This is a genomic window from uncultured Nostoc sp. (genome assembly GCF_964247315.1).
Taxonomy (GTDB): Bacteria; Cyanobacteriota; Cyanobacteriia; order Cyanobacteriales; family Nostocaceae; genus Nostoc.
The window spans coordinates 18,351-44,093 of the sequence record NZ_CAXTTT010000063.1 but is presented as its reverse complement, the minus strand read 5'-3'; the positions used below and the strand labels follow the sequence as shown (position 1 = coordinate 44,093).

At 40.0% G+C, this 25,743-nt stretch carries 28 protein-coding genes and 1 pseudogene; 5 read left to right on the top strand and 24 right to left on the bottom strand.

The features are described from left to right. Window positions 1–10: 10 nt before the first annotated feature. From ACFE93_RS19255 to ACFE93_RS19235, 5 genes are all read right to left on the bottom strand, one after another. A complete protein-coding gene (locus tag ACFE93_RS19255; RefSeq protein ID WP_375475235.1) occupies window positions 11–172 on the bottom strand; it encodes a hypothetical protein in 162 nt (53 codons plus the stop codon). A 32-nt stretch (window positions 173–204) separates the two neighbouring features. Beyond that, the gene (locus ACFE93_RS19250; protein WP_375475233.1) at window positions 205–513 is read right to left on the bottom strand and encodes a hypothetical protein; all 309 of its coding nucleotides are present in this window, start codon (window positions 511–513) and stop codon (window positions 205–207) included. A 3-nt stretch (window positions 514–516) separates the two neighbouring features. Continuing rightward, window positions 517–615 (bottom strand): hypothetical protein, encoded by a 99-nt coding sequence (locus ACFE93_RS19245; protein WP_375475239.1) that lies wholly within the window; start codon window positions 613–615, stop codon window positions 517–519. Continuing rightward, window positions 578–1,033: a FecCD family ABC transporter permease gene (locus ACFE93_RS19240; protein ID WP_375475237.1), complete on the bottom strand. Its 456-nt coding sequence runs from the start codon at window positions 1,031–1,033 to the stop codon at window positions 578–580. The genes ACFE93_RS19245 and ACFE93_RS19240 overlap by 38 nt, the downstream gene beginning before the upstream one ends. Window positions 1,034–1,239: 206 nt before the next feature. Further along, window positions 1,240–1,998, bottom strand: a complete 759-nt coding sequence (locus ACFE93_RS19235) for an ABC transporter substrate-binding protein (protein ID WP_375475231.1) — start codon at window positions 1,996–1,998, stop codon at window positions 1,240–1,242. A gap of 60 nt (window positions 1,999–2,058) precedes the next feature. Here ACFE93_RS19235 and ACFE93_RS19230 point away from each other — a divergent pair, with 60 nt between their 5' ends. Next, entirely contained in the window at window positions 2,059–2,304 is a 246-nt protein-coding gene (locus ACFE93_RS19230; protein WP_375475241.1) for a hypothetical protein, read from the top strand. Window positions 2,305–2,423: 119 nt separating this feature from the next. On the opposite strand, the gene ACFE93_RS19225 is transcribed toward ACFE93_RS19230, so the two are convergent. From ACFE93_RS19225 to ACFE93_RS19185, 9 genes and pseudogenes are all read right to left on the bottom strand, one after another. After that, a complete protein-coding gene (locus ACFE93_RS19225) occupies window positions 2,424–2,624 on the bottom strand; it encodes a hypothetical protein (protein ID WP_375475229.1) in 201 nt (66 codons plus the stop codon). A 46-nt stretch (window positions 2,625–2,670) separates the two neighbouring features. Further along, window positions 2,671–2,949 carry a hypothetical protein gene (locus ACFE93_RS19220; RefSeq protein ID WP_375475227.1) on the bottom strand — a complete coding sequence of 93 codons (279 nt, stop codon included), beginning with the start codon at window positions 2,947–2,949 and terminating at the stop codon, window positions 2,671–2,673. A 710-nt stretch (window positions 2,950–3,659) separates the two neighbouring features. After that, window positions 3,660–4,823, bottom strand: coding sequence for a PepSY-associated TM helix domain-containing protein (locus ACFE93_RS19215; protein ID WP_375475225.1), 1,164 nt, complete (start codon window positions 4,821–4,823; stop codon window positions 3,660–3,662). A gap of 441 nt (window positions 4,824–5,264) precedes the next feature. Then, a pseudogene (locus ACFE93_RS19210) lies at window positions 5,265–6,065 on the bottom strand (TonB-dependent siderophore receptor). 194 nt (window positions 6,066–6,259) lie between these two features. After that, window positions 6,260–6,916 carry a hypothetical protein gene (locus ACFE93_RS19205; RefSeq protein ID WP_375475223.1) on the bottom strand — a complete coding sequence of 219 codons (657 nt, stop codon included), beginning with the start codon at window positions 6,914–6,916 and terminating at the stop codon, window positions 6,260–6,262. 31 nt (window positions 6,917–6,947) lie between these two features. After that, window positions 6,948–7,076: a hypothetical protein gene (locus ACFE93_RS19200; RefSeq protein ID WP_375475221.1), complete on the bottom strand. Its 129-nt coding sequence runs from the start codon at window positions 7,074–7,076 to the stop codon at window positions 6,948–6,950. 23 nt (window positions 7,077–7,099) lie between these two features. Then, window positions 7,100–9,691, bottom strand: a complete 2,592-nt coding sequence (locus ACFE93_RS19195; protein ID WP_375475219.1) for a TonB-dependent siderophore receptor — start codon at window positions 9,689–9,691, stop codon at window positions 7,100–7,102. A gap of 85 nt (window positions 9,692–9,776) precedes the next feature. Continuing rightward, the gene (locus tag ACFE93_RS19190; RefSeq protein ID WP_375475217.1) at window positions 9,777–10,772 is read right to left on the bottom strand and encodes a helix-turn-helix transcriptional regulator; all 996 of its coding nucleotides are present in this window, start codon (window positions 10,770–10,772) and stop codon (window positions 9,777–9,779) included. Window positions 10,773–10,888: 116 nt separating this feature from the next. Then, window positions 10,889–11,107, bottom strand: coding sequence for a hypothetical protein (locus ACFE93_RS19185; RefSeq protein ID WP_375475215.1), 219 nt, complete (start codon window positions 11,105–11,107; stop codon window positions 10,889–10,891). A gap of 13 nt (window positions 11,108–11,120) precedes the next feature. Between ACFE93_RS19185 and ACFE93_RS19180 the strand changes: the two genes are divergently transcribed. The 4 genes from ACFE93_RS19180 to ACFE93_RS19165 are packed head-to-tail and all read left to right on the top strand — an operon-like array spanning window position 11,121 to window position 15,247. Then, window positions 11,121–11,309 (top strand): ABC transporter substrate-binding protein, encoded by a 189-nt coding sequence (locus ACFE93_RS19180; RefSeq protein WP_375475213.1) that lies wholly within the window; start codon window positions 11,121–11,123, stop codon window positions 11,307–11,309. A gap of 15 nt (window positions 11,310–11,324) precedes the next feature. Beyond that, on the top strand, window positions 11,325–11,579 hold the full coding sequence (locus ACFE93_RS19175; protein ID WP_375475211.1) for a hypothetical protein: 255 nt from the start codon (window positions 11,325–11,327) through the stop codon (window positions 11,577–11,579). 39 nt (window positions 11,580–11,618) lie between these two features. Beyond that, window positions 11,619–13,436 (top strand): ABC transporter ATP-binding protein, encoded by a 1,818-nt coding sequence (locus tag ACFE93_RS19170; RefSeq protein ID WP_375475209.1) that lies wholly within the window; start codon window positions 11,619–11,621, stop codon window positions 13,434–13,436. Beyond that, complete coding sequence (locus tag ACFE93_RS19165; RefSeq protein ID WP_375475207.1) at window positions 13,433–15,247, top strand: ABC transporter ATP-binding protein; 1,815 nt, start codon at window positions 13,433–13,435, stop codon at window positions 15,245–15,247. Before ACFE93_RS19170 ends, ACFE93_RS19165 begins: the two co-directional genes overlap by 4 nt. Window positions 15,248–15,402: 155 nt before the next feature. Here ACFE93_RS19165 and ACFE93_RS19160 read toward each other — a convergent pair whose 3' ends face one another. From ACFE93_RS19160 to ACFE93_RS19115, 10 genes are all read right to left on the bottom strand, one after another. Beyond that, the gene (locus ACFE93_RS19160) at window positions 15,403–16,611 is read right to left on the bottom strand and encodes a glycosyltransferase family 39 protein (protein WP_375475205.1); all 1,209 of its coding nucleotides are present in this window, start codon (window positions 16,609–16,611) and stop codon (window positions 15,403–15,405) included. Window positions 16,612–16,618: 7 nt separating this feature from the next. Next, window positions 16,619–17,590, bottom strand: a complete 972-nt coding sequence (locus ACFE93_RS19155) for a glycosyltransferase family 2 protein (RefSeq protein ID WP_375475203.1) — start codon at window positions 17,588–17,590, stop codon at window positions 16,619–16,621. Window positions 17,591–17,639: 49 nt separating this feature from the next. Continuing rightward, window positions 17,640–18,026, bottom strand: coding sequence for a GtrA family protein (locus tag ACFE93_RS19150; protein ID WP_375475201.1), 387 nt, complete (start codon window positions 18,024–18,026; stop codon window positions 17,640–17,642). Between the two features lie 89 nt (window positions 18,027–18,115). Beyond that, on the bottom strand, window positions 18,116–19,480 hold the full coding sequence (locus ACFE93_RS19145) for an MATE family efflux transporter (RefSeq protein WP_375475199.1): 1,365 nt from the start codon (window positions 19,478–19,480) through the stop codon (window positions 18,116–18,118). Window positions 19,481–19,484: 4 nt separating this feature from the next. Beyond that, on the bottom strand, window positions 19,485–20,516 hold the full coding sequence (locus ACFE93_RS19140) for a sucrase ferredoxin (RefSeq protein WP_375475197.1): 1,032 nt from the start codon (window positions 20,514–20,516) through the stop codon (window positions 19,485–19,487). Between the two features lie 44 nt (window positions 20,517–20,560). Continuing rightward, a complete protein-coding gene (locus tag ACFE93_RS19135; protein ID WP_375475195.1) occupies window positions 20,561–21,766 on the bottom strand; it encodes a tyrosinase family protein in 1,206 nt (401 codons plus the stop codon). 298 nt (window positions 21,767–22,064) lie between these two features. Beyond that, the gene (locus ACFE93_RS19130) at window positions 22,065–22,562 is read right to left on the bottom strand and encodes a siderophore biosynthesis protein (RefSeq protein ID WP_375475193.1); all 498 of its coding nucleotides are present in this window, start codon (window positions 22,560–22,562) and stop codon (window positions 22,065–22,067) included. A 65-nt stretch (window positions 22,563–22,627) separates the two neighbouring features. Next, complete coding sequence (locus tag ACFE93_RS19125; RefSeq protein ID WP_375475191.1) at window positions 22,628–23,098, bottom strand: hypothetical protein; 471 nt, start codon at window positions 23,096–23,098, stop codon at window positions 22,628–22,630. A 110-nt stretch (window positions 23,099–23,208) separates the two neighbouring features. Further along, window positions 23,209–24,678, bottom strand: a complete 1,470-nt coding sequence (locus tag ACFE93_RS19120) for an aspartate aminotransferase family protein (RefSeq protein ID WP_375475189.1) — start codon at window positions 24,676–24,678, stop codon at window positions 23,209–23,211. Between the two features lie 29 nt (window positions 24,679–24,707). Continuing rightward, entirely contained in the window at window positions 24,708–25,613 is a 906-nt protein-coding gene (locus ACFE93_RS19115) for a class I SAM-dependent DNA methyltransferase (protein ID WP_375475187.1), read from the bottom strand. Window positions 25,614–25,743 lie beyond the last annotated feature (130 nt).

Here is a 25,743-nt window from a genome sequence, read left to right as displayed (position 1 = left end):
ATGTCTCACATCAAGTTATGTAAATTGATTTTTTACTGCTTGTGAGAAATCCGGGCTTAATCCAGTAGAGCATCTGTAGCCTTTCTTTAGTTGTTGCTGTTACTGTATGGCGCAATCGGTGTTGCAGTTCTTCGCTGCTCTCATACACTTCTACTCGAAACTGATTTCCCATATCTATGCACCCCTGCTTCTACCTCTATTAATTTAGTGCATCTTCATAGAGAATTGGTATAAGAAGAAACTGATGTGTAATTTACCATTACTTGGGTCGGTTTTTACTGTTGAACCCACACCGAAAACCTCACGGATTAAAGCAGGTTGTAGTAAATTTTGGGGTGTTCCTACTGCTTTGATTGTTCCTTGATGGACAACATAAATGCGATCGCAATAACTAGCAGCCAAATTCAAATCGTGCAACGCCGCAATAGTAGTCACGCCCAACCCCTTCACCAGTTGCAAAAGTTCTAACTGATAGCGAATGTCAAGGTGATTAGTCGGCTCATCGAGAATCAAATTTCATTTCCCACCCCCTTTACCTTGCATTAACCAAATGAAAAAAGGAGCGCCGAAAAGTGCCTTAATAATACCAATGGGCAATTCCTCTGGAGCAACAATAGTACGTGCTAGGACATCTGCCCAAATTAAGAAAATTCCCCCCCAACAGCAGACTCACAGGTAACACCCGGCGATGGTCTGAGCCGACGAGGAAACGAACGCTATGAGGAATCATTAGCCCAACGAAGCCAATGACACCACTGACAGCAACTATTACACCTGTCAGCAGTGAGGTTACTAGGAATAACTGCTTGCGGAAGCGATCGGTGTCAGTTCCCAGAGTCCGAGCTGTTTCTTCACCAACTAGGAGTGCGTTTAGCGATCGCGTCTGGAGTAACAAATACCCGATTCCCAAGAACAAAGCCAGCATCGGCAGAATTAAGTCTGTCCACGTTGTTCCCGAAAGTCCTCCCAATAACCAAAACAATACTCGTCGTGTGAATGCTAACAGCGCACCGAGGAAAGCCCCAACAGACAGCGCATATACACCAAAAAATGAGAAAATACCAAATAGGATATAGATTAGTCATTAGTCATTAGTCATTGATTATTTCTCCCTTATCTCCCTTATCTCTTTGCTCACTTAAACCTCTCAGGATACAAAGCCTCTGCTAATTGTTTCACCCCGGCGACATTCCTAATTCTTGGCATCGTGTAACTAAAACCCAGGACAATGAATTTATCCTATTGCACTGCTGTTAGTTGTGAGTAAGCAGGGTTAGATTTAAGTAATCGACGCTTCTCTTCGGCAGATGACCAGTTAGCATCAATGAGAACAATCACATCTGGTTGACGTGCAATTACATCTTCCCAGTTAACCTTCACCCAAGCTTCTTTTTTTTCAATATCTTTAAATATATTTTCGCCACCTGCCAGTTCAATAATATGATTGGGCATTCCCCAGTTAGAAACAGTTAGGGGAGGATCTTCAGAATCATACCAAAAAATGCGTTTTTTGGTTGTTACTTTCCCTAGCTTTTGCTGTATTTCTTGTAACTGCGATCGCAGTTGCACAATTAATTTTTCTGCTCGTTGTTCTACTCCAAAAATTCGCCCTATTTCTCGGATTTCTTGATATAAATTCTCCATCATCACGCGCTCAGGTCTAAGTTCGGTGCGATCGCATTCAATGGGCAACAAATAAGAAGAAATACCTAGTTTTAGCAACTCTGACTGTGACCCAAGTGCTTCTTTGGCAAAAGCGCTTTCCTCAGTGGAGAAGACAAAATCCGGCTCAACTCCCAAAAAAACTTCCCGTGACGGGTACTTTGGCGCTAATACGCGAATTTGGGAATATGCCTGTTGATACTGTGGCAAAATCGGATTATCGAGATAAGCTGTACCAACAATCTGCTTTTCTAAACCCAGCGCTAACATCACCTCCGTCGCCGATTGCATCATGGTAACAGCCCGTTTTGGTGGTTGTTTGTAAGTAATTTTCAAATCACAGTTCTTAAGTGTAAAAAGTCAAAAGAGAGCGATCGCCTTTACAAAACTGGGGATTTGGCACGCTACCTGAGCGATGGCAACATTGAATATTTGGGACGACTTGACCATCAAGTTAAATTGCGGGGGTTCAGGATTGAGCTAGGAGAGATTGAAGCGGTACTGAGTCAACATCCAGCATTGCGGGAAGTTGTTATTTTGATGAGAGAAATTGAGAAGAAGGAACAGAACCGAGATTTCACACCACTGGTTGACGTAGAAAATTTGGTATTGCTTTGTTGTTTATTGTCGTCGGAATCTTGACTATGATAGCGATCGCATTTGGCTATCTATATCAGCCTCTACGACGGCTAAACCATCAACTGGCAGATGCAATTGCTGATGAGGCTCTCCCATAGAAGAGGCTATCTGCCAAAAATGTCTCAACCAATCATGTTTTCAATCCTTAGCTTGAACAATTGATCTTCTGGGATTTCTGTGGTCGATGTAGATAATAAATATGCTGCTGCTAAAGCTGGACTATTGACGGTAAAAATGAAAATTGCTACATCCAGCAACAATACTGAAATAACTTTTTCATCCCATGTTCCCTCTGCAAAAAGTTTATTGGGCACAATATCCATTTAAAATTTTGGCGTTGCATAATTGAAGTATGAATTAGAGCGTTCGCTATGCAGTGCCCAAGGTGTGCATCAACTCATATTCGCAAGAACGGAAAAAAAGGGAGTAAACTGTGGGCACATATGTGTTCATTGTGGTCGTCAGTTTATAGATTTTTATTGCCAACAACTCAACAGGCATACTGAAGCCAATACCCACCTGCGCTTGAGAAGCCAAAAAAGTCATATTTCGTTGAATGCCGCCACCTGAAATGAGTGTGTATCCTTCTTCTAATTGCCCTCCGTATTCATCTATAATTGTTCCACAAAGGCAAACAGCAAATTCCAAAGAGTGAACACATTCACAGCCTGATTCCAGTATCTCATCCTAGTATTCACAGTTACCAATCCCCAGTCGCACTTGGGGATGCACTTCTATGCTTCGTGTATATCCTTTGCCCAGTTGCTTGGGTATTTGACAATAGGATTCAAATGGAAAGAGTGAGTTTTATTGACTGTCTTGTTCAGCTTGTGCCCAAAGTTCTCTTTCCTGTTCTGGCGTTAGGATAATTGTCATAGTTAGCGACTGGTAGATGGTAAAAAATTAATGCTAATTAATTTAAATAATCTTCCCGCAATTTATCCTTAACTCTTGACAACAGCACAACTCAAGATACTAGTACCGCAAGGCGGAAGTCAAAAGTCAAAAGTCAAAAAGCTTATCATAATAGGCTTTTCAGTGATTTAAAATGGTCTGTTTATTTATGCCTACCTGTACTAGTACAACATGGCGTAAATAAACCACCCGTTAGAAATAGGTGAAAAACTTACAAAATCATCATTAGACTTCTTGCACGAAGGTTGGAGAACAAGAATTTTAAGCCTTAAGCCTCACGCATTCGACGTAATTGTTCTTGCAGAGTAGACGCAAAAAGTTATAGAAAATTCACTTGTTTAGTAGACATCATCTAATTCATGCAAGAGGTCTATTCTTTCATTCTTTCTTTTGCCTTTTAACTTTTTACTTTTGCCTTATTTGATGAGTTAATTACGATCTGACTATGATAATTCTATTTGGCGATCGCGTTTCGGGTTACCATAGGCATCGCCTACAGTCGTTTTAGCTTGATAACGATACCGCCACATTACAAAGCCACTAATGAATAAAATTAATGGTGCAAGTCCGACAAAGATATAGAAAATCCGAGATGGCAATCCCCAGAATGTACCATAGTGTAGGGGAGTAAAAGAATTGAGGATGCGATCGCCCAATGACACCTGCAAAGAACTATCTACTCGTAAAACCTTACCACTGTATTGATCAAGATAAGCAGTGCTTTCACCAGAGTCTACATCTTCTTGGGTCAGCTTAAAGCTAACTCTTAAGACTTCTTCTGGTTTACTTGGAAAGTAAATTATCCTAAGCGCTGCATCCGGTAAAGCAGCTTGAGCAGTTTTTAATTGTTCTTTTAGTCCTAGCGCAGACTTACCAGTAATGGGAACAGATACCGGAGTCGGTTGCTGTTTGGAAAAAGTGACAGCATAGATCATCGGGTTGATGAACTCACCAAAGCTCCAGCAAAATCCTGTAAAGAATGCAAATATCAGAAATACTGCTGCGACAACGCCAGCAACTTTGTGAACATCAAAGTTAACCCGTTTGGGATGAGCCTTCCACTTAATTTTGAAGCCAGAAATCAACCTGCGCCAACCTGGCCAAAGGATAATACCTGTAATGCTCATGAAGGACATCAGTAAACCAATAATGCCTACAAACTTATAGCCAATGTCACCGCCTAAAAGAGCATAGTGAAGTGGGTAGATAATTTCAAAAAACTTATTTACAAAAGTTTGGTTTAAATTATTACCGAGAATTGCTCCTGTGTAAGGGTTAACATAGTTTTCTGTCCAGTCATTTTCCTTGGTTTTCAGGATAACATTCATCGGCTCATTTGGCTTGGAGGGCAGATAAATCCTCTGCACTGTTGCATCTGGTTGATCGGCATATGTCTTTTTCACAGTGTTCAGGACAACCTCAACTGGCAGTTGTTCACCTTGAGGAGTAATGGTGCCAATTCGACGCTGCTGATCGAAGGTGCTAATTTCTGAGTGGAAGACCAATAGACTACCAGTCAAGCCGACGATAATTGCAATCAGTCCCACTGCTAAACCAATGTAGCAGTGTAGGGTAAATACTAGGTCGCGTAGTTTTTTAGAGTTCATAGCAGGTACGTTAAAATATTCAAGCCTTGCCACAGTAGAATTCAGCCGTAGAGGCTTACGTCAAAATAGACATACCAGAAGTGATTGTGCGAAATGGTGATGGTCATTTTTGCAGAGCGAGCGATTGCAATACTTGCAATATTTTCTCATAAAGGTGGAGTGTGGGGCAATCATTTTTGTCAGTTAGCAGTGAGATAGTAAATGTAGTTGAATATCAAAAGAATTATATCTATCACCAATGCGATCGCTCAGCTTTGACCCGGATAATTTACCTAGTGAGTAATATAGCGTCAACACCACTTATTGCAACTGATTCCTCATCACACCTTACCAAAAATGACAATTATTTTCAAGAAAAATGTTACATTAAAATATTCAAGCCTTGCCAGAGGGGAATTGGGCATTTCCCCTACACCCCACACTTGTAACCCCTCTTCTTGGTCAAAACTCCCAAGAAATCGTTCCTTGAACTGTAAACGGTGCAGCCGGATAGGCTGTACCCAAAAAAGTGCTCTCGAAATATCTGACACTAAATAAATTCTTGAAGTTAACAGATGCTCTCAAGCGATCCTTTTTGTAGAAAAGTGCCGCATCAGTCCGTACAAAACCAAGTACAGTGTAAGAGTTATCCAAATTTCCATAAGCCTCGCTTGCTGCAAAAATGCCTCCACCAAAACCAAACTCTTCTAAAGAACCCCTTTGAAAGGTATAGGTTGTCCACAATGAACCACTATGTCGCGGTGTCGGAGACAGAGTATTTCCGACTGGATATGTATTGTCTTCAGTGATTTGTGCATCTGTATAAGCGTAGGAACCAATCACTTTCCAACCAGGTAAGATTTCTCCAGCAATGTCGAACTCAATGCCACGAGCGTGTTGTTCGCCGACTTGAATTGAAAAGGTACCGATGGGATCGGGAGTTGTGACATTGGTTTTAGTAACTGTATAGAAGGCTAAAGTAGAGGAAAGACGATTATTTAAAAAGTCTCCTTTGATGCCAACTTCTTAGCCAGTTCCCCTTTCAGGCACAAAAGTATTGCCGTTCTTATCGTTACCACCAACAGGAACAAACGAGCGACTATAGTTGGCAAACAGTGAAATCTCTTTCGTCGGTTGGTAAACAATTCCCACACGGGGTGAAAACGCATCACTATCTGTTACTGTCGTTGAGGACTTGAGGAAATCTTGTGTTTCACTATGATAAACAATTAAAAACTGCTCAAGCTGCTTTACCGGATGCATTGCTTAGGACAATTTACTTTCCAAGTAAACACAGAAGAAGTCTTAACGGTTAGCTTTAAGCTGACCTAAGAAGATGTAGACAACAGTGAAAGCACTGCTTATCTCGATCAATACAGTGGTAAGGTTTTGCGAGTAGATAGTTCTTTGAAGGTATCATTAGGCGATCGCATCATCAACTCCTTTGTCCCTCTGCACTACGGCCTGGCTTGTTCCATGCGATAGTCGTGTAAGTAACCAAACACTGTAGTCCCAAAAATTTGACGAAACCCGCGTTTGAGAGTGTATTCATTAATACCCACTTGTCGAGCCAGATCGATTAATGAAGGTGGATTACCGATATTCCTTATTAAAATGTCTCTGGCGTGATGGATGCGATCAATTTGTTGAAGCCGTAGCAGTTTTTCTGTTGGCGCTGCTACTCGATCTGCTAGCTTGAAGGAAACCAATTCTAGCACTTTGCTCTCCAGATACATTTTGCGTGTTAGTCCCTGATAAGGACAATGAAGAATTTGCTGGAGCGCGACTTGTTTGGCTGGGGTAATTAGACTGGGACGTAGATTAAAATATTCTGGTACACCTGCGATCGCTTTTTCTAAATCTGGCGGTAGTTGTTCCCCATAACTTTCGATCAACGTCCTCAGAGTTTCTGGCTTAATTATCAAACTCACCCACCTAAGATTACCTGCTCCATTAAGGTTGTGATTCGATTGTGGATATACACCACCAAAAATATAGTCTTCTCCTGACTTTGTTGGTTGTCCAGCATAATCTTGTCCTGATCCAGCTAAAATAAATCCAAATTCTAAACTGTTTTGATGAGGATGAGTAATCCACTTGATTGACTGCGGCAAATAGGTTTCAAGAATTTCGATGAGAATGCCTTCACGAAGCCGAATCCAGCGATAATAGCAAGCTACCAGTTAAACCAACAATGATCGCAATCAGTCCCACCGCTAACCCGATGTAGCGGTGTAAACCAAAGATAACTTTACGTACCGTTTTAGATGTCATAGTAAATACTCCTGCTGTACCAATTAAAACGAATATGAAATCGTACCTTGCACGATAAAGGGTGCACCTGGAATAACTTGAGTTCGACCTTGTGACCCCTCAAAATAACGAATATCCGAAAGGTTCTTGAAATTGAGTCCAATTCGGAAATTGTCTTTTTGGTAGTACAGCGCTGCATCCAAGCGAGTATAACCGGGAACCACAAAGGAATTAGCTAAATCTCCTGCTCGCTCACCGACAAAAAATGCCCCAAACCCAAATCCTAATCCTTTCAAACTGCCTGTTTGCAGGGTGTACGTTGTCCATAGGCTGCCACTATTACGCGGCACATTATTGAGTCGATTGCCGACCTGCAATATGTTGTCTTCGGTAACTTTTGCATCGGTGTTAGCGTAAGATGCGATCAGCTTCCAGCCTGGAAGAATTTCACCTGCAATATCAAACTCGATGCCTCGGCTGCGCTGTTCACCGACTTGAAGCGAATAGCCAGGATTATCTAGATCGTCGATGAGGACATTTTTCAGCGTTGTATTATAGTATGCTAGTGTTGAAGATAACCGACTATTAAGCAACTCTGTTTTGACTCCAACTTCATAGCCTGTGCCTTTTTGGGGGTCAAAGGGTTGATTGCTGATACTTCTACCACTGTTAGGGGTAAAAGACTGGCTGTAGCTGGTGTAAAGTGACACTTCCTGAATCGGTTGATAAACAATACCTACACGCGGGGTAAATGCATCTGCGTTATCGGGCGGATTTGCAACATCGTTGGTAGTGGATTCAAAGTGATAGGTATCAAATCTTCCACCGACCAGCAGTTTGAGGTTATTCAGCAAGGTAATTTGATCTTGCAGGTAGATACCAAAAGTCTCAGTGACATCATTACCAGTTCTCAAGGGATCAAACTCACCAAAAGTAAAGTTGTAGTTAGGGTTAAAAACATCAATGAATCCTGCCGAGCGATCTCTGGCAGAAAAGAAGCTCTTCTGTCGTGTGAGTTCTAAGCCCAGCAATACCGTATGTTGAATTGATCCCGTTTTGACTTTGGCAGTCAGGTCATTTTGCCAGGAGTAGGTTTCATAGTATTGATCGCCAATAGAATTGCCCAGTTCAAAGGTGCGATCATCTTCTGTATCACCGAAGATTTGTAGAGTGGCACCGGGACCACTTTCGGTACTTGCGGTATAGCGAAACAAAGACCGGAGCGAGAGATTAGGATTAAAACGATGGTCGAGGTAGAGGGCTGCTAGGGTTTGAGTGAATTTTTCCTGCCTGGTCGGGTCGCCCAGATCGCGACCCAGTGGAATATTGGGAACTTTATTGTCACTCAGTACCACCAGTCCCCGATCAATTGGTCGTGCGTCCCGCAGATAGGATACATCTAAGTTTAAGGTCGTATTTTCACTTAGCCGATAGGTAAAGGATGGCGCAAAGAGGAATCGCTCAGTTTGAACGCGATCGCGAAAACTCCCTGCGTCCTCGTAGGCAATGTTCAAGCGATATGCTAATGTTTTCTCGTCGTTGAGTGGACCAGCAAAGTCTAAGGTTGGACGGTAGAAACTATAACTACCGGCTGTAAAATTCAATTCGTAGAAAGGATCAAATAGCGGTTTCTTAGTAACCCGATTGATGATTCCCGATGGGTCTACTCGTCCATAGAGAATGGATGCAGGCCCCTTCAAGATTTCGATGTGATCGATGTTTGCACTTTCCTCTTGGGTTCGTGAGAAGCCTTCACCACGAAATCCATTTAGGAAGGGTTCGGCTGAAAAGCCCCGAACAGTAAAACCCTCTCCACGATTGCCAGATGAGCTGGCATAGGTGACACCGCTGACATTACGCACTGCTTCTCGGACGCTGATTGCACCCTGATCGCGGATCACCTCTTGGGGAATTACTTGAATTGAACCGGGAATGTCCCGCAGGGGCGTATCTGTTTTGGTGGCAGTTGAGGCGTCTGACGCATTATATCCTGTGTCCTGCTCACCCGTAACTACCAATTCAATCGGCTGATCATCCTGGGCTGTTGGTTGCTCTGGCTGGGTTTGTTGTGACCCTGGTGCAGGCGGGGTGGGATTTTGCGTAGATGCAGCACTTGCAACTGAGAAGATTATACCCTCGTCTGGACTGTCAGATAATTCAACTGTTGGTACACTTCCCTCACCGATAACTGTCACTCGAATTGTATTGGCATCAAAGTTAGTGACTGTTATTTCAGTAATACCTGCAATTGGTTTAGTGGAGCGGAATGTAAAGGCTTCACCCGACGGTAAATGCAATTGAGCATTAGGAACATCAGCGATAAAGCTATTACCAGCACTGCGATTTATAACTTGTAACTGTTGACCAAGAGAAGTCTGTAAAATTATCTCCACGCCTTGATTCGTGGGATTGGCCTTCACTCCCGTCACCTGTACTACCGTTACACTAGAGTCTTGAGCCAGCAGTGCAGCACTTCTCTGAGGATGAATAACATCCTGAAGGCGAGAAATATCTGAATCTGCTTGAGCAGGTCGCATCGTCAGAATTGAGATTACACCGACTACCAAAAGAATATAAGATTTTTTTTGATTCATTGCTCCACACACCACGATCGCAGATGTCCAAAACAGTTGCAAGTAAATTTCGATAACTTTTAGGTAGAATAGGGCATTTTCTGATTTCAGGTGATCTCTACAGGGTCAAAAGCGATCGCTTGCCGGACTATTTTCGCCACTGTGCTTGATAATCGCTGGGATTTATGCCAAACTTTTTGCGGAATGCAGCAGCAAAGTAACCTCTATTGGCAAACCCCACAGCGTAAGACACCTGAGCTACATTCATTCGTCCTTCCATGAGAAATTGACAAGCTTTTTCTAAACGATAATCATGCAGATATCCAAAAACTGTTGTACCGAAAATTTGACGAAACCCTTGCTTGAGTTTGCGATCGTTTAACTCTACTTGTTTTGCTAATTCAATTAATGAGGGTGGGTTGGTAATATCTCGAAGCAAAATATCTCTGGCTTGATAGATGCGCTCAACATCATTTCTTTTCAAATTAACTAGCTGGTGGGAGGGTGTATTATCATTAAACAGTTGAGCAAATTGTAAGGTGATCAGTTCCAGTGTCTTAGCTTCTAAATAAGTACGTCGCATGATTCCCTGAAACGGACAGTGAAGCAGTTGATGTAACGCTAATTGCATTGCCGGAGTCATTTTGCCAAGTGATTGATGAAATGAAGGTGGTGTGTCTGTTTCTAAGAATGGTTTGAGTAGGGAGGGTAAATATGCTTCCTGACCCATACTCAATAATCTCAGCAGATGCGGTTCCAAACGGACTCTGATATTGACATCTTGTCCCGCCATTGATTTCTCAATCTCTCTGACTTCTCCTAAGCTATAGAATAAATAGCTTTCTCCAGGTTGTTCGCAAATATCTTCAATTTCCTCTTTGAATACCCCTGCGCTACGAAAAACCAGAGTTATGTATGTATCACCATCCACAAAATCCCAACCAAGAGTCTGTGGTAACTCCAAATTAATAATGTCTGCTCGCAGTCCCAGACAAAGTGGAATGTTACTAACTTGACCTTTGATGAGTGGATGCTGCAAAATTTCAATGCTTTCAATCTCATCAGAATGGTAGGTAATCTTTCCAGTTTTTAAGCCTTCTTCGTAGATTTCAGACCATTGGGCATTTGTATAAACTTCCGCCATTTTAATTAATTAAGCTTATTCTCAAGTTTATTGAGAAATTATCTCATGTTTTTATGGCTGGTTAATGATGTAATACCAATTCGTAATTCCGAATTCGGAATTACGAAACTCAGATTTCATCTAGATTTCTGGGTTTGGCTCTGTTGCTTGATTTGGAAAAATAGTATAACAATACACAGCCACAAATATGCTGGAGTTGTAAGCGATCGCCTCTGGTGATCTGTGTGTAGACGCTGACTCGGCTTCTCGTCAGACATCGCACTTTCAGGGTGCAGTTGCAATGCTCCTGCTGGGAGCCTGCTTACAGCGAGTCCTTCTCTATAAAAAATTCTCACGCTCAAACCAGATTTGATTTTATCACTCGATGTTCACGACAAAAAAAATTACGAGCAACTATCAGCTATTGCGCCCACTGTGCTTAGAAAATTTGATGAGAGCAAAACTTCTTTCAAAGAGAACTTTCGATCTATTGCTCAATTAGTAGGTCAGGATGAAAAAGCAGAAGAAATTCTTGCCCAATATCAAAAACGAGTGTAAAAAATACGACAAAATGTGAGCAACACGTTACAAGTAAAAGTAAAAGATATCTCCGTCATTGAATCTGATGGTTCTAGTTTTTGGATTAAACCGAAAGATGAAAATTACTTTCAAATTTTGAATTATATCGGTGTACACCTAAAACCAATTTCCATCAATCTAAATGAGTTGGCTTCATATACCATTGAAGTTATAGACAAACTTGATGCCGATATTCTATTTATTATTGATGAAAACAAGGAGGAATGTAAAAAAAAATGCAAATTTTAGTGATGCAAATGTAACCAAAAGAATGATTAATTTAAGACTATGCAAAGCTCTCGCAGTTACTATATTTTCATTTTACTCAGGTATCTCAAACCCCTGTGGCATAAGTCACTTTTGCTACTAATTCTCTTGCTGATTGGTATTGGCTTACGGTTGCTTAATCCTCAGATTTTAGCAACGTTTATTGATACAGCGATGTCTACGACGGGCTACGCCTACGCTGGGGCAAAATTTTCTCGACTAATCCAATTAGCGTTGCTTTTTTTAGGAATTGCCTTAGCGACTGGGCTAATTTCTTTATTAGAAACCTATTTAGCAGCAGATATTGGCTTACGAGCCACAAACCGACTGCGGGCAAACCTGACCCTGTATTGCCTGCAACTCGATCTGTCCTTTCACAATAACCAAACACCAGGGGCTTTAATCGAACGCATAGATGGTGATGTCAGCCAATTGAATGACTTTTTTTCTCGGTTCGCAATTGACTTTGTGGGTAACAGTATCTTTGCTGTGGGTGTTTTTATCGCCCTGTTTCATATTGACTGGCGAATAGGGCTAACAGCGATCGCAATGGTAGTCATTCTCTTATTTACTTTTAGCTATTTCAATAATATAGTCATTCCTTATTTTCAAGCAGAACGTGAATCCAGTGCAGCTTTATTTGGTTTTTTGGCAGAGCGACTCTCTGGTACAGAAGATGTGCGTTCCTGTGGTGCATCAGCCTACGTCATGCACCGTTTCTACGAACGCTCACGAGATTTATTTCCCAAGTTGGTTAAATCACAAACCTTTGGTCTTGGAGTATTTAGCGCTTGGAGTGTTTTCTTTACTCTGGGAAAAACAGTGATTTTGGGGATGAGCATCGTGCTTTTTTTCAATAACGCATTTGCGATCGGCACAGTTTATCTCATCTATCGCTACATCGAGTTATTGGAACAACCAATTCAACAATTTGGTCGCCAAGTTCAAGATTTACAAGAAGCTGAAGCTGCTTTAATCCGGGTGCGAGAATTACTCACAACCCAAAGTCGTCTTTCAGATATTGGTCAAACAACTCTTCCAGATAAGGCATTGAGCGTAAGTTTCGAGAATGTTGACTTTCGTTATCCTACTCCTGAGAAAGATGCGATCGCCTACGGCGGGCGAAACGCCATCGTAACACAACCGGATTTGGTATTGCGCAATGTTTCATTTTCCTTGTTGCCTGATACCATTCTCGGTCTACTTGGTCGTACAGGCAGTGGCAAGACTACCATCACCCGCCTTCTCCTGCGACTTTACGACCCCACACAAGGAACAATTCGTTTAGGCGGGGTCAACTTACTCGATATACCATTGGCTACACTGCGGGAACACGTCGGTATGGTAACGCAAGAAATTCAACTTTTCCACGCCAGTGTCCGCGATAATCTCACTTTGTTTGAGTCATCTATCCCCGATCAACGCATAGAGTCAGTTATTCAGGAAGTTGGCTTATGGGACTGGTATGAATCGCTCCCTAGCGGTTTAGACACTCTACTCGCTCCTGGTGGTAGCGGACTATCAGCAGGACAGGCGCAGTTATTGGCATTTGTGCGGGTGTTTCTCAAAAACCCTGGTTTGGTAATTCTGGACGAAGCCTCATCCCGCCTCGACTTGGTTACAGAACAGTTGTTAGAAAAAGCGATCGATCGCCTACTCGTTGGGAGAACTGCCATCATTATTGCTCATCGTTTAGCAACAGTAAAACGAGCCGATCAAATCATGATTTTAGAAGACGGTCATTGTCTAGAGTGCGGTCAGCGCGAGGAATTGGCTACTAACCCTGACTCCCGCTTTGCCCAATTACTGCAAATCGGGTTAGAGGAAGCTTTAGCATGAGAACAAAAACTGCATCTTCTATCCCAACTTGGCGGTACTTACTGGAGTTAATTCGCTACAAACCCTTATTTTACTTAACCAATGGGTTGTTAGCGAGTGGTCTATTTTATTTCTTTCTCTTGATACCCGGACTGATTATCCGCCAGATTTTCGATACCATCACAGTCAAAACAGCCGCAGGGTTAAACGTTTGGACATTGCTGGCTTTGTTGGTTGGGAGTGCGATCGCACAGCAAACATTCATGTTGATTGGTGTCACAGCTGATGGCGTGTTTCGGATGCATGTTGCAACTCTGCTCCGCAAGCATTTACTCGCTCGCATCTGGGAACGACCAGGCGCACAAGCATTACCAAGCTCATCTGGAGAAGCGATCTCCCGTTTTCGTGATGATATCCAAGCCATCCTTGATTTTTTGACCTTTTCTTTCGACCCAATTGCTCAGGGGCTAGCAATTACCATCGGTTTGATCGTACTAGCTCGCATTAACCTGTTCTTAGCACTGATAGTATTTGCGCCTTTAGTAGTGACGATCGCAACCATCAATTTAGCCAGTAAGCGCATCCGCAAATACCGACAAGCAAATCAGGAAGCCATTGGGGGAGTGACGGGGTTATTAGGCGAGATTTTCACAGCAGTACAAGCAATTCAGGTTGCTGGGAGTGAGAAGCGTGTTGTGGAATACTTTGAGAAAGTGAATGAAGTTCGCCGCCAAGCCGCTCTCAAAGATTTGTTACTCGGACAGGTACTGTATTCGTTTTTGACAAATATAGCAAATCTTGGCACAGCCATCTTGCTGCTGGCGGCGGCTGTGATAATGCAAACTAAAACAGGAACGACTTTAACAGTCGGTGATTTTGCTTTATTTGTTTCATATTTGGGGGAGTTTGCAGCGATCGCAGGATTTTTCAGTGAGTCTTTAACAGGTTACTACCAAACCGAGGTTTCCCTACTCCGATTGGCCGAACTCATTCCTGGCGTGCCACCTCTAAGTTTAGTCAAACACGAAAAAGTTTATCTTCGGGGTAAGTTACCCCAGTTGCCTTACACTCCCAAAACTGGGCAACACCGCTTGGAAACGCTGGCACTCAGGAACTTGAGCTATCACTACCCCGGTACGGAGTGCGGTATTGCTCAGGTGAATCTGACTTTGCAAAGGGGTACTCTGACGGTAATTACCGGGCGCATTGGTTCGGGTAAGAGTACTTTATTGCGCGTGCTTTTGGGGCTTTTACCCAAACAAGCAGGAGAGATTTTCTGGAATAATCAGCAAGTTGCAGACCCAGCCGCTTTTTTTGTCCCACCCCGTAGTGCTTATACTGCGCAAGTTCCGCAACTTTTTAGCGAAACGGTACGCGATAACATTTTGATGGGACTGCCGGAGGATGTAGTGGATTTGGCAGGTGCTATTCATTTGGCGGTGATGGAAAAAGATGTTGCCAATTTAGAAAATGGCTTAGATACTGTTGTCGGGCCAAGGGGAACAAAACTTTCTGGTGGTCAGATTCAGCGTGCGGCTGCGGCGCGGATGTTTATCCGCCAGTCTGAGTTGTTGGTTTTTGATGATTTGTCTAGTGCTTTGGATGTGGAAACAGAACGCACTTTATGGCAGCGTCTGTTGGCAACGGAAAATTTTACCTGTTTAGCTGTCTCTCATCGTCAAATCGCTTTACATCAAGCCGATCAAATTATTGTCCTCAAAGATGGTCGAGTTGAAGCGAGTGGTAAGTTGGAGGAGTTGCTAGCAACCTGCGAAGAAATGCAGCGCCTCTGGTCTGAAGATATGGGACAAATTAGATCGAGTTCGGACTAATAGGACTTAGACAAAAAACACCCGCAAAATAGCCTCAAAGCTATTGAAGGATTCATCAAACTGTATTTTTATTCGGGATAATAACTCGCGAATAAGTTCATGTGTCTTTCTATGCTTAGACTCAAAATAAAAAAGTTTGAAAAATTACAGTTCCTTCACCAATGATTTCTAAAATTTAACCAGCTTTGCTCTAGAGGGATTTTGATTTGTCTACACAGATAAATCGGTGTATTACTACTTTTTCCAACTTTTTCATTGGTTATCATAGCTACCTGATTAACTTGATTGAATAGCTTTTGTAAGTAATTTAAATCACCTCCAACACTAATCACAATCTCACCAGAATATTTTCTTGGTCCCCAGAAATAATAACCTATATCGCCACTGATTGATTTTGGCAAATCATAGGCTCCACCTAAAACATCAATTGCCCCAGCATAATTGTAGTCCCAAGCTAAAATGGCACATTTTGCTTGCTCGCTTGGCAAAAGGCTATGGTAAACTTTAGCCACTGTCGCGACAGCTTCCTGCCAACCAAGTGTCCATCTGTGTGGTGCCGTCACCTGTTTTGGCTCTAGCATGAAGGGATATTCCCAAATCGGCAATAAATAGCGTGAGAAGCGTGAGTAGCTGATGAAGGTTTCTAAGGGTAGCACAGGAAGTGAGGCAGGCATTGTTATAATACCACCAGTAATTAGAACAGCTAAAATAATAGATTTTAAACGCCTGCGATTGTAAATCAACTTCTCAACTTTGACTGCCCCAGATGCCCAAAGCAATGGATAGATAGGAGCTAAATAATAAATTTCTCTGGCTTCAAGAATTATCAATAGTCCAAAAACAATAATACATACCCATCCTATAAAACGATATGATTTACCTTCTGTGTCTCTGAAATAATAGGAAAATCCTGCTAATGTAATTGGAAAGGTCAGGGTATGCATCTGGAATATCTGTTGTAGTGTGAAATTAATAGTAGATATCCAAAAATCGACCTGATAATCTGCTTTATATTCTTTTTGTATCCCAAGAAAAGGCCAACCATGTGTAGTTTGCCAAATCAGATTTGGTAAGGCAATTGTGAATGCAATTAAGCCAGCTATCCAAATCCATCGATTAAGTAAAAACTGTCGGTTGGGAGTAATTAATAAGCCAACTAGCAAACCAAAGCAAAAGAAAACAATTGAATATTTGTTGAGCCATCCAATACCTACCATTAAGCCTCTTTTTATCTCAAAAGGGATATGTCTATTCGCTTCAATAAAAGTCAAATTGCCACGAGGATCAGTAATCTTCGGCAAATCAATCAATTGATATTGCTGAATGCTAGTCTGATTTTCTTTCAAATCGCCTGTAACTTTCATTGTCTCGTTACCTCCCTGAACGGTTACTTAAATATAACCTTGATGCACTGCTGTCCTTACTATCCGAATATTGTCTAATGATATAGAGTGGTCTTCTTTTTGTCTCATCAAAAGTTTTACCTAAGTAAAGACCAATGATTCCTAAAAAAGCAATAATAATTCCGCAGAGAAAATACAAAGAAACAATCAGGCTAGTCCAACCTGTAACAGTTGTTCCGTAAAATAAGGCATCAAGAAAAGTATAAGTGCCATATATAAAAGCTAGGAAAGATATTAATAAACCCAGCTTGATTGATAATCGCAGAGGTTTATCAGAATAAGCAACTAAAGTTTCGCTTCCCAGTTTCCACAATTTACTAAAGGTGTATGTACTTTTTCCGGCGAAACGACTACCATGTTGGACGTCAATACTAGCAGTGGGAAAACCAATCCACTGTACCAAAAGACTAAAAAATCTTAGTTGTTCACGCAAGAGACGAAAACTGTCTACAACTTTCCTAGAAACAATACGAAAGTTGTTAATTTGTCCATCGTAATTAATATCTGCTAGATAATTGAAAACTTTATAAAATAGCCAAGAAGTAAGGCGCTTCAAAATGTGGTCTTTTCGCTTACCTCTCCTAGCCAATACTATATCGTAGCCTTCTTGTGCTTTAGCGTATAAACGAGGAATTTCTTCAGGACGATCCTGCAAGTCACAGTCCATAATTACAACCCACTCTGCATTACAGTGATCTAAGCCAGCTGTAATACCATATTGCTCACCAAAGTTGCGACTAAATTGAATCCCTTTAATTCGTGGATCTTTATTAGCTAATTCTAGTATGATTTCCCAGGAGTGATCGCCTCCACAATCCTCAACTAAAATTATCTCAAAGTCTTCAGAAATAATTTCAAGAGAGGCTTTTAACCTTTGATAAAGCTCATGTAAAGAATCTTCAGCTTTATAGACAGGAATGACAACAGAAATATAAGCCAATGTTAAGTCCTCCGTAATTTTTAATTTTTGCAGACACTATCTGGATAATTTACATTTTTATCTGTTTATATTTTGGAAAAACAAATATTTTATTTAATGTATATGAGACTAAAGCAAGAGGAAGTAAAATTAAAACTTCTGCTACAAAAAGATTGATTTTGTAAGCTAATAATTGTTTTAGCAAAAATAATTGTAATAAGTATATGATAATATAAACTACTATAAACTTAAAAATTAATTTATTATTTTTGTTTTTAAAAACTAAAGTTCCTGTAGTTTTGAAATTAAATAATACTCCACACATAGTTGATATTAATACTGCAAGTTCATAGCGAAAATTTAGTAAAATTAACATAACAAATATCGAGTAACCAAAAAGTGTATTGATTCCCCCTACTATCAGAAACTTTATAAATCTTTTTGAAGGATAATGCATAAGCTTAATTCAATATCTATTTTAATTTTTTTGAATTATAAAAAACTTTAAAAACTATGAAACTATTTTTAGATAACTTATAATCTGTATTATTCAACTTTGAGTTTACTTAAAGACTGAAATTCTAAAACAGTTAGAATAAATACAATAAACATAAATATGACATCTGCAAAAAGCATTCCATAATATATACCTTTTAATCCATATATCCTTGAGTAAAATAACACCATTGGTACATATAAACCTATAGTTCTTAATAAAAGAACTACTAATATAGTTTTACCTTTACCTATAGATTGAAAAAGAGTGTTACTAAAGGATGCTAAAGGCCATACTGGTGCTAATATGCTGAGAAGTCTAAAATTGAAGATATCATCTTCTGTAAAATTAATACTTGGTAGAATTATACCCAAAAATGTCCTTGGAGAGAGTTGTAGAGGTAGCCAAATTAATAGTAATAAAATAGTTCCAATAATTGCAAAAGTTAAGTAGGCTTTTTTTATCCTCCTATGATTTTTTGCACCATAATTCATACCAATTATTGGTTGTAATGCTTGTGCAAAACCGATAATAGGAATAAATACTAATGAAGTTACTTTTTGTGTTGCACCAAAAAAAGCAATGTCATTGTTTGTTCCATAGTAAGAAATTGAATTAAAAACTACAAACCCTTGAGCCAACATCATAACTGGAGCAAATAGTGATGACATTCCCACTGACAATGTTGCGGGTAGTAAATCTATTGCGATCGCTAATTTTTTGAGATTCACTGATATAAAACTTTTACCAAAAATAAAATAAGCTAAGTTCACAATACTAGAAAAAACCATTGCAATAATTGTGGCAAGGGCAATCCCTGAGGTTCCCCAATGAAATACAGTAAGAAATATATAATTTAATAATATGTTAATGATTACAAAAATCGACATAGATATTGTGGTTAATCTAATTTGTCCCTCTGAACTTATGATTTCACCACAAGCTGTTCCTCCAATGAAGAAAACAGAACCTAATATATAAGTCTTCAAATATTTCGTTCCTTCTAAAGCTACTTGACCACTTCCTCCCATAAATGCAATTAATTCTTCACCAAATATATAGCCAATAATTGTAATAAAAAATGAAATTACAACACTCATAGTTATGAGATTGCCAAATATTTTAGATTGAGTTTTAATATCTCCAGACCCAATAGCTCGACTGAGAACAGAAGCAGAACCTACTCCAATTAAGGCAGCAAATCCTTCTACTATACTTGTAAATGGTAGTGCAAGTAAGATGCCAGCCAAAGCTGTTTCATTAAGAAATCTTCCTGCAAACAAAGCATCGATAAAAGAGTTTAAACTAACCATCAGTGTTCCCAGAATACTAGGAATTGATAACTTAAACATCAATTTAATTAGATTGCCTTGAAGGATTTCGTTTGTAATTTTAGATTGTTTTTGAGCAGTCATTTAATTACTCAACCTTAACAAAACGGCTAACACGATACTGCTTTACTGCTTCTAATTCCATTTCTTTCGCTGAGTTGTATGCACTCATAACCTCACTACAAACTTCAATTCTGGCTTCATACGCACCTGTTGTATTACCATCAGTTACAGCAAAATCAATCCGAACTTCTGCCCAATTTGCATTCTGCCCTTCAGCTACTTCTTCTATAGCTAGCACTTTACCTGCTTTCAAGTAATCTAACCAACTCCAGCCAGACTTTATCCAAATTTCGCCCTCGGCAATTTGCTCAAATTTACTTAAACCAGTCCATCCTCGGTAGTATTGACGCAAGCCAGAGACTGAAGCATTTCGCTGTACCAGTAAATCCAATACATCTGGCTCTAGATGTCCCCACAATAATCCTTGAGGTAAATCAATTAGGGTAGGAGCAAACTGATGACCGCCAAAATGAGTTGTTTGCCAGACTCTTAACTTTCCGTTGGAAGCAGGAGCATATTTTTTCCGTAATTGTCGATATATAGGAGTCCCAAATCTGCCACAGGCGAGGTCTACTTGAGTATGGGTGCAAACCATGAGTTCGCGAATGTGACTTGTTTGTTGTTGATATTGCTGAAATTCTGATAAATCATTGGGTTGTTCCATTAACTGCTTGAATATTGCCGTCACTAGAGCAGCAGCTTTGTTTTCTGGAACAATAAATTCCTGTTTCTCAAATTGAGAAAATAGCCTTGCAGGGCGATAGTAGTATAATACACGAGTAAAACCAGCATAAGAATACTCGCGATCGGGAGCAATTAGTATCGGTTTTAAATTAATCCCATGCTGAAAAACTAACTCTTGGAATAAACCTATCAATGATTTGATAGTTGGATTTTCCTCAAAGACTTCTTCCGGCCAAGGTTGTGGAATTTCCATAATCAGCCAATGGTCGCAAGTACCTGCTGTACCAATTGGGTCTTCTCCGTTAGCTTTAGAAACCAAAGAGCAAAAACGGCAATCTATAAGGTGAGTTTTATGAGTCTGTTTTATTTGCATATTTGCAGATCAACTAAAAAAAATTAACTATAACTTAAGTCGTTTTAGGTTTTTGGAACCAGACGAGTTGTATCGTAGGTATAACCCAGTTTCCTGAAATCTAGAACGTCCATAGGCGTGACCACTACATTAGATTGGATACTTGACACTAAAGAAGTTATATCTTCAGAGCCAACATTTCCTGGTATGGACAAACCCTTATCCCAAGGCCACATTGGGTCGTGCAAGTTGTGTCCAAATGGCATACCTTTAGATGGATAAAAACGGCTACTGGTGTGTCCTCGATCTTGCCATTCAGCCCAAAGGCGGTCTACGTTAGCATGATTTAACCAGAATATTGGATCGTAGGGAGAACTGGGAACGCTGTCCATTGTCCCTAAAATTTGAGTTTGCTGGGGTACACGGTTTGGTTCGAGCTTGTCAACAAGACTACCACCAATAAGTGTATGGATACAAGCGTGAAGTTCCCATCCTTCAACCCAATTTTTTTTATCATCCAACTTTAATGCTCCTTCTAAAAGAGCGTTAAAAATTTCATAATTATCGAACCTGAAGAGTTGTTCTACTTTCGCTTTAGGTATGGGGTATTTATCACAAGGTGGTAATTTAATAAATCGCTTGAGTTTCGGACCTAATGACTTTCCAGTAATCGGATCGAAATGAATTTTCTCATTCAATGTCCACTCAGCAAATGGACCGGAGGAGACTACACCTCCCTGGAATGTTCCCGCACCTGGAATTTCAATAGTCACTCCTTGTCCTCGCGATCCTAGAAAGTCGTCTTCAAGAACAATCTCAAGTGCTTTGGGGTCTGTCCAATCCCAGTAAGGAACAGTTACACTGGGATCAATTGCTTGTAAAGCTTGTTCAAATACCCGCAAAAATTGACGATGCCAAGGCAGAAATGCAGGCTTACCATGGGCTGGGTTGACTTTAGCTGAACCTTTAGCTCCGCTAGATAAACTAAAACCCATCGTGAAAACGTGTTCTAAAACTAATTGGTCATAAATACTGAGCTTACTCCCTTGTGGAATTGTGTTTTTTAGGGCATGAACTGCTTTGACAAAAGCGGCTTTTTCCTTGGATGTGAGGTCAACAACATTCTTACGAACAGAGAGGTTAGGCGATGAAATGAGCGGAGGATAAACGGGTGCTGGTACAGGTGAGTTGATAGCCGGAGGTGTATAGGTATAAGGATAACTTCGATATATGGAGGTTGTAATTACTGACCCAGCTATGATAACGACCATAACAATGAAATAAATTAATGAGAATTTTCTTAATGTCAATAATTTTTTCATATCAATTTTTAATAAATATTAATTTCAGTTATTTAATTATCCGCTAGTTAGGCTAAAGTTAATAACTTTGTGATAGGTTAAAATCTGGTATATAAACAACTCTCTCAGCAAGTGCCATTTTCTAATAATCGATTTTGATGGAATTATGGTAATCCTAAATTATTCTTGAAAAAGGACAAATGACTATGGACTAATAACTAAGAACAATTAACACAACAACTTTCACAACTCAAATAGGATACCTATATCACCCATCAGTGACTTTATGATTTGGATCAATAAGCTTTAGGCGATTTTGAGCGAATATCTTTAACTTACTCACTGCCGTACTTTTGTTACAACGTAAACTTCCTTTTTCATCACCGCCAAATCGAGTGCAAACTGCTGTATGAGCACTCGATAATGTAACATAAGCATTTACAAACTGGCTGTGTTGAGTATGGAGTTCAACAGGTAGAGCCTGAAAAACTGGACTAAGTCTTTTCAAAATTTTAATTAGCAAGGCATGATCCCAAGACATTAATCCGCTAAAGTTTTCCGATTCAACTTGAGGAGGCTTCATAGTTGGAATAATTTGATTCTCATACTCCTTTCTACTGAAGCTGCCAGCAAGTTCCATTGCTGCTCCAGACGCTAACATTAACTTAGTTGCCGTTCCTAATTCCACTTCAGCTTGGGAAAGATTACCTGCTGCAAGTTCGATCTCAAAGCGTCGCAAACAGATAATCAGCCCTTGGACATCCACAAAAAATAACCAGTGGAATCACTCCCAAAGTTGCTTTAGCTTGACTTGAGTCTCTATTTTAGTCATTAGATTTCCTCCAAAGATAAACTGAAAACTCTTCCTAACAGATAAACATAGCTTTTAAGTCCTTCTTTTAGATCCTTGACTCGATCACGGTCAAATTTTTTACCATCTTCATCAAGTATGAGCAAAGTTTTATAAACGATTAGCAGTCCCCAAACAATACAGACGCTTGATTCCTTTGTTGTGACGTAAGTTGCTTTAAAACAACGGTTAAAGTCTTCAACTTCCCAAGGTTCTAGTGACGTTTCAGTAGAAGATATTGAGGCAGGAGATATATTGCTGACATCAAGATTGGCTAATTCTTGATCAATAATGGCAAGGGCTTTTCGATGGGACAGTTCATCTAAAGCTTGCAACAATTTTTTGAGTAATTGACGTATTTTTACTTGGTCTGATTCGCTAAGTTGCTGCTCAACTGGTAAATTCCAAGGAACGAGTAGATAAAGTTGAGAGGGAAGAGAATTATGGGTCATTTATAAAGTGGGGTTTAGTTGAGAAATAATTTATCAATAGCCCTGTTGACCTAACTAAATCCCTTATATATAGTAGTGAATATGCCTCAAAATAAAGAAGTTTGCTTAAGTTACGGGATGTTAAAAAAGCCAGCCTCCTGTAGTTCAGTAATGCTGTCTTTCATAGCTTTAAAGATCGAGTTAATATCTTCATCGGTATGAGCAGTAGATAAGAAACCTCCTCCTTCTCCCCTAAGCAAAATACCTTTATCAAAAAGGTGATAACGTAATAGCTCGAAACCCATAAGAAAACTTTTTGAGGAGACAGCATGTTCAGTAAAGACAGGACCAAAGAAAGAGCCAAAATTCGCCATCTGAATTGGTAGTTTATTGGCTTGAAAGTAAATATTTAATCTTTCTACAAACTGAGATGTTCTTTGGTTCAATTGCTCTTGAAGAGTGGGTCCCTGATTTTTTAAATACTTAAGTGCTGCTCGACTCGCTGCGATCGCTAGAGGGTGCTTGCAGTGAGTGCCTGCGAAAAAGGTTTTTTCTACATCAGGAGAAGAAGCATCTCCATAATTCCACATACCCCCATCAATACGATCCAAGTAGGCTCTTTTTCCGGCAATAATTCCAATCGGCATTCCTCCACCGACAACCTTACCATAAGCAGCAATATCTGCTTCAACACCAAACCAAGCTTGAGCTCCTCCTTGATGAAGACGGAAACCTGTTACCATTTCATCAAAAATCAGGGCAATTCCTGATTTTTGAGTTAATTGCCTGAGTTGATGTAGAAACTCTTTCGGCTGTAGATTGGGTTTACTCGTCTGGATGGGTTCTACTACAACCGCTGCTAATTTTCCCTGATTAGCTTTAATAATGTTGAGGGATTCGGGGTTGCCATACTCTAGCATTAAAACATTTTTGGTAACTGAGTAAGGAATGCCACGAGATCCTGGAAAGGCTAGGGAATTAATACGAGAAGTTAGGATATTACCACCTAGCTTTTCAAGTATTTTAGGCAACTTGAGACCGACAGATCCGACTAAAACACCATCGGAATGACCGTGATAGGAATTAGTAAATAAAGCAATTTTATTGCGCTTTGTATGGGAGCGAGCCAACCGAATTGCTGTCATTACAGCTTCCGTGCCAGTATTGCTAAAAGCTACTCTTTCCATCCCTGTCAGTTCGCTAATTAACTCCGCAACTTCACCAGCGTATTCTGATTGTGGGCCTAGTGAAAATCCTTTTTCAAGTTGCTCCTGAATTGCTTCTTTCACGAATGGTGGATTATGCCCTAAAAGATTGCTGCCGAACCCCATGATGATATCGATATATTCATTTCCATCAATATCCCAAACTCGAGATCCTTGAGCTTGTTGACTGATGATTAAATAACACATCTCTTTAACGGAAGCATCGAACCATTCTGGAACTCTGGGGTCTGCTAGAACCGAACGGTAAGCTTGGGTCATTTGTTTTGACTTTTTTGTCCGTTTGGTGTAGCGTTCGATTAATGCTTGTAAATGTTTCTGTTGTAAATCTGCTTTTGTCTCTGTAGAAAGAGGTGAAGTTTGTTTATTAGTTATCATGTTTTTAGAGTGTTATTTACGTACATTTTTTAGTCTGATTTTGATAAACTGAGAGAAGCAGAAGGTTTACGTCCTACAAAATAGGCATTCTTATTATTTTCAGTATCTGCTAATTCACTATTGGAGTTATAAATACTAACTGATGTAAACCCTACTTCTTCCAAAAGGGATTGTATTTCTGTTTTGGAATAAGGCTTAACTAAAAAAGTAATCTCTGAGGTTTGCCAGTCTTTTTCTACAAGTTGCAATAAAGTTGATGGTTTAGTATGACGCAAAAATTTATTGTAAACTATGCGTTTTAAATGTTTTATCAATAAGTTAATTGAGTTTGGTTTTTTGTCTAATTCATCGTCATTTGGCTGGAATATTGTAATTGTAAATGTACCGACTTTTCCTTGTGGATTGTAAGTTTCGCCCACAGTCCAAGCATAATTTTCTTCTATTTCACCATCATTAACAAAGATGTTGGCATATCGCTTTTCTAAGCCTATATCAAATAAAAATATACCGTTCTCTTTCAAGACCATATATACATTACTAAAAACGCTTTTGAGTTCTTCAAGACTCATAATGTGGTTGAGGGCAGAATCAGTACAAATAGTAGCTTCAAATGTATAAGTGAGTTTAAAATCACGAGCATCACCTAAAATAAATTCAGCAGTTGGTGCATTTTGGCGAGCATAGTGCAACATTTTTTCCGAGCCATCTAGTCCCACAATTTCATAACCTTTAGCGATTAACTCTTGCGATAATTGCCCTGTACCGCAGCAGAGATCGAAAATTTTTGCTCCTTTAGAAAGGTGTGGCAAAAGTAATTTTTCTATGTTTGGCAGCAACCCTTTACAGGCTGAATTCGCTTCTGATTTATTGTATAACCAAGCCCAAGGGTCGTAATCTGTATAGCGACTTTCTGGAGATATGTCAGTTTTGTTCATGGTGTTTTCTCAGATGAAAATTATAATTTGGGCAAATTTTGGTTCTTAACCACTTTTTTCAAGATTTTGTATTATGTCTACATTCCACTTCGTTGAAGTTACAATGACATAGCTTATATTTTTGACGCCG

Bases quoted from the DNA above. Each gene is read 5' to 3' on its own strand.
- ACFE93_RS19115 (WP_375475187.1), bottom strand. From the start codon at position 25,613: ATGAACAAAACTGACATATCTCCAGAAAGTCGCTATACAGATTACGAC.
- ACFE93_RS19140 (WP_375475197.1), bottom strand. From the start codon at position 20,516: ATGCAAATAAAACAGACTCATAAAACTCACCTTATAGATTGCCGTTTT.
- ACFE93_RS19125 (WP_375475191.1), bottom strand. From the start codon at position 23,098: ATGACCCATAATTCTCTTCCCTCTCAACTTTATCTACTCGTTCCTTGG.
- ACFE93_RS19135 (WP_375475195.1), bottom strand. From the start codon at position 21,766: ATGGTCGTTATCATAGCTGGGTCAGTAATTACAACCTCCATATATCGA.
- ACFE93_RS19215 (WP_375475225.1), bottom strand. From the start codon at position 4,823: ATGAACTCTAAAAAACTACGCGACCTAGTATTTACCCTACACTGCTAC.
- ACFE93_RS19170 (WP_375475209.1), top strand. From the start codon at position 11,619: ATGCAAAGCTCTCGCAGTTACTATATTTTCATTTTACTCAGGTATCTC.
- ACFE93_RS19150 (WP_375475201.1), bottom strand. From the start codon at position 18,026: ATGCATTATCCTTCAAAAAGATTTATAAAGTTTCTGATAGTAGGGGGA.
- ACFE93_RS19165 (WP_375475207.1), top strand. From the start codon at position 13,433: ATGAGAACAAAAACTGCATCTTCTATCCCAACTTGGCGGTACTTACTG.
- ACFE93_RS19145 (WP_375475199.1), bottom strand. From the start codon at position 19,480: ATGACTGCTCAAAAACAATCTAAAATTACAAACGAAATCCTTCAAGGC.
- ACFE93_RS19255 (WP_375475235.1), bottom strand. From the start codon at position 172: ATGGGAAATCAGTTTCGAGTAGAAGTGTATGAGAGCAGCGAAGAACTG.
- ACFE93_RS19160 (WP_375475205.1), bottom strand. From the start codon at position 16,611: ATGAAAGTTACAGGCGATTTGAAAGAAAATCAGACTAGCATTCAGCAA.
- ACFE93_RS19120 (WP_375475189.1), bottom strand. From the start codon at position 24,678: ATGATAACTAATAAACAAACTTCACCTCTTTCTACAGAGACAAAAGCA.
- ACFE93_RS19225 (WP_375475229.1), bottom strand. From the start codon at position 2,624: ATGGATATTGTGCCCAATAAACTTTTTGCAGAGGGAACATGGGATGAA.
- ACFE93_RS19190 (WP_375475217.1), bottom strand. From the start codon at position 10,772: ATGGCGGAAGTTTATACAAATGCCCAATGGTCTGAAATCTACGAAGAA.
- ACFE93_RS19200 (WP_375475221.1), bottom strand. From the start codon at position 7,076: ATGACATCTAAAACGGTACGTAAAGTTATCTTTGGTTTACACCGCTAC.